A 12,383-nucleotide genomic window follows, 5' to 3' on the forward strand; every position below is an offset into this window, starting at 1 on the left:
GATGACAATTTTAGTATTAATTCTTCGTATAATTTTTGGTTTATTCTTTGCTTACATAGGTGTTATGCATTTTTTAAAACCACGTTTTTTTAATGGTTTTATTCCCAAACCACTTCCTAAACTAGCTGTAAACTATGTTGCAGGTTTTATAGAAGTTGTAATCGGAATAGGTCTTTTATTTAATGCTACTGCAAAAAATGCTGCCATCGGTTTTTTTGTGCTAATGGTCGTTTTTTTACCATTACATATATGGGATTTATTTAAAGAAAAACCTGCTATAGGATCTAAAAAAATTGCCATTATACGCTTACCAATACAATTTTTACTTTTATATATCGCTTATTTAATATATTCAAATTCATGAGAAAATCATTATTAATTATTGCCGTTTCAATCGCTATTACCTCTTGTAAACAACAAGAAAAAGTAGACACGATTGTTATTAACTCAAACACATATACAGTTAATTCTAATTTCGATAAGGCTGAAAGTTTTGCGATTAAAGACGGTAAATTTATCGCTATAGGAACTAATAAAGAAATACAAGATAAATACACCTCATCAAAAACTATCGATGCTGAAAATAAAGCTATATATCCTGGTTTTATTGATGGACATTGTCATTTTTACAGATTAGGTTTACAACAGCAAAAAGTAAACTTAGTCGGTACAAAAAGTTACGATGAGGTATTACAGAAGTTAGTTGAATTTCAAAAAGAAAAAAACACCACTTTTATAACTGGTCGTGGTTGGGATCAAAATGATTGGGAAACAAAAGAATTTCCTACTAAAGAGAAACTAGATGCTTTATTTCCTAGTATTCCTGTGGCAGTTCGTAGAATTGACGGTCATGCAATGTTGGTAAATCAAGCTGCAATCGATTTAGCAGGTATTACAATTGACACTAAAATTGATGGAGGTGAATTCTTTAAAAAAGATGGAAAACTTACAGGTGTGTTAATTGACAATGCAATGAATTTCATTGAAGTGCCAAAACCGAATAAACAAGAACAAATTCAGGCTTTAAAAGACGCTGAAAAAATCTGTTTTGACTTAGGGTTAACAACCGTTGATGATGCTGGTTTAGATAGACAAGTAATTGAATTGATTGATAGTTTACAACAAACCGGTGATTTAAAAATGCGTATTTACGCAATGATTTCTAACAATAAAAAAAACTTAGATTACTACCTTAATAAAGGTGTTGTTAAAACTGATAAATTACATGTTCGTTCGGTAAAAGTATATGCAGACGGAGCTTTAGGTTCTCGTGGAGGTGCTTTAAAAGAAGAGTATTCTGATAAAAAAGGGCATTTTGGTGCTTTAGTAAATTCGTACGATGACCTTCAACGTTTAGCAAAAAGAATTGCTAGTTCTGAATATCAAATGAACACCCATGCCATTGGTGATTCTGCTAATTATGTAATGCTTAAAGCTTATAATAAATTCTTAAAAAACAAAGACAATCGTCGTTGGAGAATTGAACATGCTCAGATTGTTGATTTAAAAGATTTTCATTTATTTAAAAATATCATTCCGTCTATTCAACCAACACATGCTACAAGCGATATGTACTGGGCAGAAGAACGTGTAGGTTCTGAAAGAATTAAAGGTTCTTATGCTTATAACGATTTATTAAAACAACATGGCATGGTTGCTTTAGGAACCGACTTCCCTATCGAAAACGTAAGTCCGTTGCATACCTATTACGCTGCAACTATCAGAAAAGATTTAAAAGGATATCCAGAAAAAGGATATCAAATGAACAATGCTTTATCTAGAGAAAATGCCTTGAAAGGGATGACTATCTGGAATGCTTTTGCTAATTTTGAAGAAGCCGAAAAAGGAAGTATTGAAGTAGGTAAACTTGCCGATTTTATCATCTTAGAAAATGATATTGTAACTGTTAACGGCGACAAAATACCAAACACGAAAGTTTTAGAAACTTTTGTAAATGGAGAAAAAGTAAATTAATTTTTTATCAAACTATAAAAACCCTTTTATGAAATCTTATTTTTATGCAACCTTAATTGCATTATTATTTATATCGTGTAGCGAAGATTCTATTGACTACGACACTAAAAACGAAGCTGATATTATTGAGTACATCGCTGACAACAATTTAGATGCTAAAAAAAGCAATTCCGGCTTATACTATGTTATAAACAATGAAGGCTCTGGAACAAGCCCCGTAAGCAACTCTAACGTAACTGTTGCGTACAAAGGTTATTTTTTAAATGGTAAAACATTTGATGAAAGTGATAGCGCTGGTATTTCTTTTAACTTACAACAAGTTATTAAAGGATGGACAGAAGGAATCACTTATTTTAAAGAAGGTGGTAATGGTGTTTTACTAGTTCCTTCAAGATTAGGATACGGAAGCAATGGAAGGCCAGGAATACCTGGTGGATCTGTTTTAATATTCGACATCGAACTTATAAGTGTTGAATAACATTTATCATTCTTTTCATTAAGAGTTCATCTAATTTTAAATAAAAAAGACGCTTAAAACAACTACTTGTTTTAAGCGTCTTTTTAGCGTTTACATAAGATTATTTTTTCTTTAGAAAAAAATGGTAAATAAATGCATCTTTTTAAACATTTAAAAGTCTACTATATGAACATAAAACTTAAAAATCATGAAACATAAAAATCAATGTACTTGTAATTGCGACGGTTGTAAAACAGGTAACTGCTCTAATTGCACCTGCGAAAACTGTTCTTGCAACAACTGTAATTGTTAGTAATATATATGTTAACTTTTGTTATTACAAAGCTGTAGTCTTTTCTATTTAAAATACCTTCAGCTTTGTAATAACATTTTTGTAAATTTATAGAATGACAACAAATCAAGTTTACATAAAATATGCTGATGACGTTAAATATTTTATCTTAAGTAAGGTAAAGGATGCAACGGTTACTGAAGATGTTTTACAAGACACTTTTATTAAAATACACACCAAACTTCATACGCTAAAAGACATTACTAAACTAAAGCCCTGGATATTTACCATTGCTAGAAACGCTATCATAGACTATTTTAAGAGTGCGAATAAGACTTTTGAATTGGCTAATTCCGAAACTGAAACAAGCTTAGAAACAACCTCGCATACCGAAAAAGATTGTTTACTTGGCATCTTAGAAAGTTTACCAAAAAAATATAGAAATCCGTTATTCTTATCAGACATTAAAGGCTTAAAACAACAAGATGTTGCTGATACCTTAAAACAGAGTTTACCTACAACTAAATCACAAATTCAACGTGCTCGTAAACTAATAGCACAAGGTTTTATGGATTGCTGTGGATTTGTTTTAAACGAAAACGGCAAGTTAGTTGGTGAAATACAAGACAAAGATGATTGTAAAGTTTGTGGATAGGAAATTGCACTATTTTAACTCTTTTTTTAATAACTTTACTACTAATTTAGCAAATACTGCTCCTCTTGTTAACAATCAATAATACCGCATCAAAATGAAAAAATACATTCTACTTTTATTCATAAGTTTTTTAATTTTTAGTTGTAATGAAAAAAAAGCAATCAGTTCTGTAAACCCAGAGAATTGGTCGAAAAGATATGTAGATATAAGTACCAAAGACTCTCTTGAATACGGAAAATCATACCTATCTATTTATTCACAAATTTATAGTAGTTCAGAACACAAAACACATAATTTAACAGCAATGATAAGTATGAGAAATACCAGTGATACTGATACTATATACTTGTTAAAGTCAGAATATTTTGATACCCACGGTAAATCTATTCGCACCTATTTTGATAAACCAATTTATTTGAGCCCGATGGAAACTACCGAAATAATAATTGATGAGATAGATGTTGAAGGAGGAACAGGATCTAACTTTATAATCGAATGGAAAATTCCAAAAAACTGTCCTGAACCTTTGTTTGAAGGCGTAATGAACTCAACCATGGGACAACAAGGTTTATCTTTCACAACACAATCAAAAAGAATAAAATAAGTCAATAACGATACTGCTAAAAGGTGTCAATAGCTTATTTATTAAACAAAAAAACTTAGTGCTTTTACACACTAAGTTTTATCTAAATATCTTTATTAAGCTTATTTTCTTCTTTTCTTAGAACCACTCTTAGCCTTAGGCGCTCTATAGTTTTTACTTTTACGCTGATTAAAAGGAACAGCGTCATCAAAAGTATTTTTTGTTTCTTTTGCTGATTTATTTTTCTTCCAAGAATTGTTTTCAGGTAATAAAACTTTCAATAAATCTTGTCTTCCTACTTTGTTAAGTGTGTTACGAATCCAATCTTTATTTTCTTTCTTATACCAGAAGAAAAACTTGTGCTGATCTTCTTTTTCTTTAGCTGTTTTAGGTGTTTTCGTTGGCTTTAAAGTGTACGGATGAAAACCACTATAGTAAATTACCGTTGCAACAGTCATTGGCGTTGGCGTAAAACCTTGTACCTGCTCTAACTGAAATCCCATCTCTTTTGTTTCGGCAGCTAAATTTGCCATATCCTCTTTTTCACAAGCAGGATGATTAGATATAAAGTAAGGTATTAACTGTAATTTTAATTTTTTCTTTATATTAATACGATCAAAACGCTCTTTAAACATGTGAAAATATTTAAATGACGGTTTACGCATCAATTTTAAAACAGGGTCAGATGTGTGTTCTGGCGCTACTTTTAATCGTCCAGAAATATGCTTTGTCATCACCTCTTCGGTGTAGGCATCTAACTCTTTCGGATCTGCATTTTTATTAAATTCAGGCACTAACATATCATGTCGAATTCCACTTCCAATAAACGATTTTTTTATCTTCGGATGCTTATCAACGGCTTGATATAATTCTGTTAATGGCTTGTGAGATGTATCTAAATTACTACATATTACTGGCGATATACAAGAAGGTGCAACACATTTATCACAGATAGATTGTATTTTACCTTTCATCTTATACATATTGGCAGATGGCCCACCAATATCAGATAAATAACCTTTAAAGTCATCCATTTCAGCAACCTTGTCAACTTCTCTTAAAACAGATTCTTGACTACGACTTGCTATAAATTTTCCTTGGTGTGCAGAAATAGTACAAAAACTACACCCTCCAAAACATCCACGGTGAATGTTAATAGAAAATTTTATCATTTCAAAAGCCGGAATTGGCCCTCTTTTATTATATTTTGGGTGCGGCAAACGTGTAAAAGGTAAATCGAAAGATCCATCTATTTCCTTTTCAGTCATTGTAGGGTAAGGCGGATTTATCATCAACCTCTTATCTCCTACTTTCTGAAAAATACGACGTGCCTTTAATTTATTAGACTCCTGCTCTATTACTTTAAAGTTAGATGCAAATGTTTTTTTATCCTTTAAACAAGCCTCGTGAGAATTAATCTCTATATCTTCCCAGTTTTTATTTTTAGGAATATCCTCTCCTTTATCAACAAAAACAGCTGTTTGTTTAATCGTTTTTAAGCTCGAAAACGGAACACCTTTTTGTAATAACTCTACTATTTCACGTAAAGGTTGTTCTCCCATTCCGTAAACCAACATATCTGCTTTAGAAGTTTCTAAAATAGTTGGCAACAATTTATCTGACCAATAATCGTAATGTGTTACTCTTCTTAAAGAAGCTTCAATACCTCCAATTAATACAGGTGTATCAGGAAATTTATCTTTTAATATTTTCGAGTATACTGAAGTTGCATAATCAGGTCTAAAACCTTTATCTCCGTTTGGTGTATACGCATCTTTATCTCTACGACGTTTACTTGCCGTATAATTACTCACCATCGGATCCATACAGCCTCCTGTTACTCCAAAAAATAATCTTGGTTTCCCTAACTTCTCAAAATCCTGTAAATTATCGTTTACACTAGGCTGTGGCACAATTGCAACACGCAACCCGTAACTTTCTAGTATACGCCCAATTACTGCAGGACCAAATGATGGATGATCTACATATGCATCTCCACTAAAAAGAATTACATCTAATTCTTCCCATCCTCTTAACTTAACCTCCTTATTTGTAGTCGGTAACCAATCTGAAACTCGTCTTATTCCCATGCGCTGCAAAGGTACAAGGTTTTTAGGAATAAAGTCCTCACTTTTAAACAAGTAATAACGTTTCGTTTTATTCATTTTTTTCAATCTTATATCTAAAAAAAACACTTATTCTTTAACATTTAATTAAGAATAACAATAATTTGATTTAATTAATTTCGGATTTCATAATTCAAGCATAATAAAAATGACACAAAAACTACTTTCAAAAATATTGATTGTAATCTTTTTCTTAGGTTTTACTGTAAATTCAGAAGCTCAAAGAAAGAAAAAGAAGAAGAAAAACGACAAAAAAACTTCAACAGCAAAACCTAAAAGCAAACCAGATAAAAATGCCATAAAACCTTATAGCAAGGTTGTTACAAAAAAACATAAAACTGACGAAGGTTTATTTAAAGTTCACTCAAAAGACAGCAATTATTTATTTGAAATTCCAGATTCTCTTTTAAATAGAGAAATGTTAATGGTTACCAGGATTGCTAAAACCGCAAGCGGAATTGGTTTTGGTGGAGGTAAGCAAAACACACAAGTTTTACGTTGGGAGAAGAAGCAAAAAAAAATATTATTACGCGTAGTTTCTCATAATGTTGTCGCCGATTCTATCTTACCAATTCATGAAGCAGTTACAAACTCTAACTTCGAGCCTATTTTATATGCTTTCCCTATAAAAGCATTTAGTAAAGATTCTACTGCCACTGTTATTGATGCGACTCCTCTATTTTCTTCGGATGTTAAAGCAATCGGATTTCCTCAGTTTAGAAGAAAAGCTTACAAGATTACTAAAATGGATAAAGATCGTTCGTACATCGAACGTATGAGTAGTTACCCTCAAAACATTGAAGTTCGCCATGTAAAAACATATGTTGCAGGTAAAGCACCATCAAACTCAAGTGTTGGTGCCGTTTCTTTAGAGTTAAGTAATTCTATGATTTTACTTCCTAAAGTACCTATGAAGCGTCGTTATTTCGATGAACGTGTTGGTTGGTTTACAAGCTCACAAACAGATTATGGTTTAGATACTCAAAAAAGTAAATCTGTTACTTATTTAGACAGATGGCGTTTAGAAGTTAAAGATGAAGATTTAGCGAAGTTTAAAAGAGGTGAATTAGTAGAGCCTAAAAAACAAATCGTTTATTATATTGATAGAGCTACGCCTAAAAAATGGAGTAAATACATAAAAGAAGGTATAGAAGATTGGCAAGTTGCCTTTGAAGCTGCAGGTTTTAAAAATGCAATTATTGCTAAGGATGCACCTACGAAAGAGGAAGATCCAGAATGGAGTCCTGAAGATGTTCGTTATTCTGTTGTTCGTTATTTAGCGTCTCCGATTCCGAATGCAAACGGACCACACGTTAGTGATCCTCGTTCGGGAGAAATTTTAGAATCTGATATTAACTGGTATCATAATGTAATGACGTTATTACATAACTGGTATTTTATTCAAACTGCAGCCATTAATCCTGAAGCTAGAAAAAACAAGTTTAAAGATGAAATTATGGGGCGTTTAATACGTTTTGTATCTTCTCACGAAGTTGGTCATACTTTAGGTTTACCTCACAACATGGGTAGTTCTGCTGCTTACCCAGTAGACTCTTTACGTTCTGCTAGTTTTACTAAAAAATTTAGTACTGCTCCGTCTATTATGGATTATGCTCGTTTTAACTACGTTGCACAACCAGAAGATAAAGGTGTTGCTTTAATGCCAAACATCGGGCCTTATGATAAGTATGCAATGAGCTGGGGTTACCGTCCTATTTTAAATACAACTGCTAAGGATGAAAAAGAAATCTTAAATAAATGGATTACCGACAAAAAAGGAGATCCTATTTATAGATTCGGTCATCAACAATCAAGAAATACTATCGATCCTAGTTCACAAACTGAAGATTTAGGTGATGATGCTATGAAAGCAAGTGCGTACGGTATTAAAAACTTACAGCGTATTTTACCTAGGTTAGAAGAATGGACTACCGAAAACGGTGAAGACTATCAAGAGTTAAAAACAATGTATGGTCAATTAGTTGGTCAGTTTAACAGATATATGGGACATGTAAGTTCTAATATTGGTGGAGTTTACGAAAACTTTAAAACTGCCGATCAAGAAGGCGCTGTTTATACGCATACACCAAAAGAACATCAAAAAAGAGCGTTAACTTTTGTGAACAACGAATTGTTTAAAACGCCTACTTGGTTAATCGATCAAAACATTATTTCTAAAACACAATATTCTGGTTCTGTAGATGAAATTAGAAGTTTACAAGTACGTACTTTAAATAAAATTTTAAAGACCGGTCGTTTAACTCGTTTAATTGAAAATGAAATTTTAAACGGTAACAAAGCTTATAGTATTGTAAATATGATGAGTGATCTTAGAAAAGGTGTTTGGTCTGAATTATACAGTAACAAAACAATTGATGGTTACAGAAGAAATTTACAAAGAGCTCATTTAGATCGTTTAGACTTTTTATTAAACAAAGCTAAAAATCAAAATGGTGTAAGAAGAAACGGTGGATATTTTAAACAAACTGCTGTAAATATTAGTCAGTCTGATATTAAAGCAGTCGTTAGAGGCGAATTAAAAAGAATCCAAAAAGATATTAAAAGAAGTATTCCTAACGCTCGTAACACAATTACACGTTACCACTTACAGGATGCTGCTGACAGGGTTAATACTATTTTAAATCCTAATAAATAGTAGGTATTACCCCCCGACTTTTATTAAAACATCAGTAATATGTATTACTGGTGTTTTTTTATTCTTAAAAAAAGAATCGCTATTTTTATAACTCTTTATTAATCAACAAAACCGTATGAAACACTTTTTAAAACTTGCTTTTTTACTACTTTTTATAGTAAGCTGTACTAAAAAAGATTTAAAACAAACAACTGCTCAAACCCCTAAAGACACTTATGTTAAGGATAATTTCACAAAAAAAGAAGTAACTATTAGCATGCGAGATGGTGTTAAATTACATACTACTATTTACACCCCTAAAGACACGAGTAAAACCTACCCTATTTTAATGCAAAGAACACCTTACAGTTCTAGGCCTTATGGAGACGGTAAATTTAAAACCAAAATTGGTCCGAATACCATTTTAATGAAAGAAGGAAATATTGTGGTATATCAAGATGTTCGTGGTCGTTGGATGAGCGAAGGCGTGTATGATAATATGCGTGCTTATATTCCTAACAAAACACCTAAACAAGCCGATGAAACTACCGATACCTATGATACAATTGATTGGTTAGTAAAAAACGTTGCTAACAATAACGGAAAAGTTGGTACATGGGGAATTTCATATCCTGGGCACTACGCTACCGTTTCTGCGATTGATGCACATCCGGCTTTAAAAGCAGCCTCACCACAAGCTTGTATTGGCGATTTCTTTTTTGATGATTTTCACCACAACGGTGCTTTTTTATTGAGTTATTTTAGAGCTGTTTCGTTATTCGGAACTTACAAAGATCAACCAACGGATTCTGCTTGGTATTCTTTTCCTAAAATGGATACGCAAGATCAATATCAATTTTTCTTAGATAAAGGACCTTTAAAAAACCTCAACGAATATTTTCAATACGATAAATTAGATGTTGCTAAAACTGAAAACAAAGACCGTATTGATGATTTTTTCTGGAAAGAAATAGTAGAACATCCAAATTATGATGAAACTTGGCAAAGCAAAGGAATTATTCAACATTTAGATAAAGTTCCGTCTACTGTAGCAACCATGATTGTTGGTGGTTTATTTGATGCTGAAGATTTATACGGACCTTTAGAAACCTATAAAAACATAGAAAAAAATCAACCTAACAATTACAATACGTTAGTTTTCGGTCCTTGGGATCACGGCGGATGGGCACGAAATAAAGTAGCTAACAAAGTTGGAAACTATTATTTTGGAGATTCAATTTCTTTAAAGTTTCAAAAGAATATCGAAACTAAGTTTTTTAATCATTTCTTAAAAGGTGACGGTTCTAAAAATAGCGGATTACCTGAAGCCTATGTATTTGATAGCGGTAAAAAAGAATGGAAATCATACGATGTTTGGCCTCCAAAAGAAGCAAAAAAGCAATCATTTTTTTTATCACAAAATCAAGAATTAACAGCTTCAAAGAAAGACAATTCTAAAGTTGATTTCATCAGTGATATTAAAAGACCTGTTCCCTATTCTGAAGATATTAAAACCGTATTCACACCAAGAAAATACATGACCGATGATCAGCGTTTTGCTGCACGTAGACCAGATGTTTTAGTTTATGAAACTGATGTTTTAACAGATGATTTTACGTTAGCTGGTGATATTTTAGCAAAATTAAAAGTAGCAACAACAGGTTCTGCTGCCGATTGGATTGTTAAAGTTATTGATGTGCATCCTGCGGATTTAAAAAATGACAACAAAGAAATGCAATCGCACTTAAAACTAAGCAATTACCATATGATGGTTCGTAGCGAAGTTTTACGTGGGCGTTTTAGAAATAGTTTTTCGAATCCAGAACCGTTTACACCTAACAAAAAAACGGATGTAAATATTAAATTACAAGATGTATTTCACACCTTTAAAAAGGGACATAAATTACAAATTCAAGTACAAAGTACGTGGTTTCCTTTAATCGATTTGAATCCGCAAACCTATGTAGACAACATTTACAAAGCAGATGAGAAGGATTTTAAAACACAAACACATTCAGTTTTTACCGATTCTAGCATTGAATTTACGGTCTTAAAAAAATAATGATGGCTACAAATCATACCGACGTATTAATTATTGGTGCCGGATTATCAGGTATTGGAGCCGCTTGTCACCTATCAAGAAAAAACCCTAACAAGAGTTATAAAATTCTTGAAATGAGAGCCGAATTAGGCGGAACTTGGTCGTTATTTAAATACCCAGGAATTCGCTCTGATTCAGATATGTATACCTTCGGATATTCTTTTAAAACATGGGACGCTTCTAAATCTTTTGCCGATGCGCCCTCTATTTTAGAATACCTAAACGAAGCTACTGACGAATATAAAGTCCGTGATAAAATATGTTATAACGAAAAAGTAATCTCTGTAAATTTTGATACTAAAAAAGCAATTTGGACGGTAATTACTCAGCATCAAAAAAGTAACGAAGAACATACTTGTACTGCTAGTTTTTTATTTTCATGCAGTGGTTATTACAGCTACAAAAATGGCTACACGCCAGATTTTGAAGGCATCACTAATTTTAAAGGAACGATTATTCATCCGCAGCAATGGCCAGAAAATTTAGAGTATACCAACAAAAAAGCAATTGTTATTGGTAGCGGAGCAACAGCTGTAACCTTAGTGCCCGAAATGGCTAAAAAAACAGCGCATGTTACTATGGTACAACGCTCGCCAACCTATATTGGTGCGTTACCTAATAAAGACAAAGTTGCTAGTTATCTAAAAAAAGCACTGCCTAAAAAAACAGCTCACAAAGTAATTCGTTTTAAAAACATTCTTTTTTCGATTGCTTTTTACAACACCTCTAAAAAGTTTCCGAATTTCATGAGAAACTTTATCATTAAAGGGGCAAAAAAGCAATTAAAAGGTTTTCCTGTCGAGCCGCATTTTACACCAAACTACAATCCGTGGGATCAACGTTTTTGTGTGGCGCCTGATGGCGATTTATTTAAAGCCATAAGAGAGAAAAAAGCATCTATAGAAACCGATCATATTGAATGTTTTACCGAAAACGGATTGCGTTTAAAATCAGGAAAAGAACTTGAAGCTGATATTATTATTACCGCTACAGGTTTGCAATTAGTTGCTTTTGGTGATGCTAAAATTAGCGTTGAAAACATTCCTTTTAATCCTTCGGATAAATTAACTTACAAAGGCTTGATGTTAAATGACCTGCCTAACTTTATCTTTTTTGCGGGTTACACCAATGCTTCTTGGACATTAAAAAGCGATTTAACAAGCGAATATGCAAGCCGACTTATTCATTTAATGGATAAAAAAGGACATAAAGTTGTGGTGCCTAAAGTTAGTGACATGAATATGGAAACCGTACCACTTATTAATTTAAACTCTGGTTATATTCATCGTTCTACAGCAAACTTACCTAAACAAGGAAGTAAATTTCCGTGGAAATTATATCAAAATTGGATTTACGATTATTTCACATTACGTGTAAAATCGGTTAAAGATGATACTTTAAAGTTTGATTAACATCATGCTTAAACTGGCATAAATAATACTTTTCTACTAAACCTCGTAATTAAAATTACGAGGTTTATTTTATACAATTATGTCAACCTGAACTTGTTTCAGGTTCGCATCATAATATATAGTTTCTTGTAAGTATGTGATTCTGAAA

The 12,383-nt window shown here is 32.4% G+C and carries 9 protein-coding genes; 8 read left to right on the top strand and 1 reads right to left on the bottom strand.

Features of this window, described 5'->3' with window-relative positions; genetic code table 11:
- Nucleotide 1: 1 nt before the first annotated feature.
- The 5 genes from H0I30_RS07860 (at nucleotide 2) to H0I30_RS07880 (ending at nucleotide 3,982) form a co-directional block, all read left to right on the top strand.
- Nucleotides 2-364, top strand: coding sequence for a DoxX family membrane protein (locus H0I30_RS07860; RefSeq protein WP_218771321.1), 363 nt, complete (start codon nucleotides 2-4; stop codon nucleotides 362-364).
- Nucleotides 361-1,974 (top strand): amidohydrolase, encoded by a 1,614-nt coding sequence (locus H0I30_RS07865; RefSeq protein ID WP_218771322.1) that lies wholly within the window; start codon nucleotides 361-363, stop codon nucleotides 1,972-1,974. The genes H0I30_RS07860 and H0I30_RS07865 overlap by 4 nt, the downstream gene beginning before the upstream one ends.
- A 28-nt stretch (nucleotides 1,975-2,002) precedes the next feature.
- Nucleotides 2,003-2,452, top strand: coding sequence for an FKBP-type peptidyl-prolyl cis-trans isomerase (locus tag H0I30_RS07870; RefSeq protein ID WP_218771323.1), 450 nt, complete (start codon nucleotides 2,003-2,005; stop codon nucleotides 2,450-2,452).
- A gap of 386 nt (nucleotides 2,453-2,838) precedes the next feature.
- Complete coding sequence (locus H0I30_RS07875; protein WP_218771324.1) at nucleotides 2,839-3,378, top strand: sigma-70 family RNA polymerase sigma factor; 540 nt, start codon at nucleotides 2,839-2,841, stop codon at nucleotides 3,376-3,378.
- A gap of 94 nt (nucleotides 3,379-3,472) precedes the next feature.
- Nucleotides 3,473-3,982, top strand: a complete 510-nt coding sequence (locus tag H0I30_RS07880) for a DUF3124 domain-containing protein (protein ID WP_218771325.1) — start codon at nucleotides 3,473-3,475, stop codon at nucleotides 3,980-3,982.
- 101 nt (nucleotides 3,983-4,083) lie between these two features.
- Here the strand turns inward: H0I30_RS07880 and H0I30_RS07885 are convergent, their stop codons facing one another.
- Nucleotides 4,084-6,051, bottom strand: coding sequence for a YgiQ family radical SAM protein (locus H0I30_RS07885; RefSeq protein WP_218773498.1), 1,968 nt, complete (start codon nucleotides 6,049-6,051; stop codon nucleotides 4,084-4,086).
- Nucleotides 6,052-6,235: 184 nt separating this feature from the next.
- Between H0I30_RS07885 and H0I30_RS07890 the strand changes: the two genes are divergently transcribed.
- The 3 genes from H0I30_RS07890 (at nucleotide 6,236) to H0I30_RS07900 (ending at nucleotide 12,235) form a co-directional block, all read left to right on the top strand.
- Nucleotides 6,236-8,743 carry a zinc-dependent metalloprotease gene (locus tag H0I30_RS07890; RefSeq protein ID WP_218771326.1) on the top strand — a complete coding sequence of 836 codons (2,508 nt, stop codon included), beginning with the start codon at nucleotides 6,236-6,238 and terminating at the stop codon, nucleotides 8,741-8,743.
- A 115-nt stretch (nucleotides 8,744-8,858) separates the two neighbouring features.
- Complete coding sequence (locus H0I30_RS07895; RefSeq protein WP_218771327.1) at nucleotides 8,859-10,784, top strand: CocE/NonD family hydrolase; 1,926 nt, start codon at nucleotides 8,859-8,861, stop codon at nucleotides 10,782-10,784.
- Nucleotides 10,785-10,786: 2 nt separating this feature from the next.
- Nucleotides 10,787-12,235: an NAD(P)/FAD-dependent oxidoreductase gene (locus H0I30_RS07900; protein ID WP_218771328.1), complete on the top strand. Its 1,449-nt coding sequence runs from the start codon at nucleotides 10,787-10,789 to the stop codon at nucleotides 12,233-12,235.
- The last annotated feature ends 148 nt before the right edge of the window (nucleotides 12,236-12,383 follow it).

This window comes from Tenacibaculum sp. AHE14PA, assembly GCF_019278465.1.
In the GTDB taxonomy this organism is placed as follows: Bacteria; Bacteroidota; Bacteroidia; order Flavobacteriales; family Flavobacteriaceae; genus Polaribacter; species Polaribacter bernardetii.